The organism is Vallitalea sediminicola (assembly GCF_054408565.1).
Genome location: NZ_BTPT01000237.1, coordinates 1 through 216, shown reverse-complemented (window position 1 = coordinate 216; position 216 = coordinate 1). Strand labels below are relative to the sequence as shown.

Here is a 216-nt window from a genome sequence, read left to right as displayed (position 1 = left end):
CATCGACCTTAGATATAGGTTAATTCCATATATCTATAGTGAGTATATGAAAGCTGTTTTAAATGACGAAATGTATTTTAGGCCATTAGCTTTTGATTATCCTAGTGATTCCTTTGCAATACATGTTGAAGATCAACTAATGGTAGGTGAGGGAATGATGGTCACACCTGTATACGATCAAAATGCAGTAGGCAGATATGTATACCTTCCAGAAGA

Annotated in this window: 1 pseudogene; it reads left to right on the top strand. The window is 35.2% G+C overall.

The annotated features are described in order from the left end of the window. A pseudogene (locus tag ACX6CF_RS26565) lies at positions 1 to 216 on the top strand (TIM-barrel domain-containing protein); the annotation flags it as partial.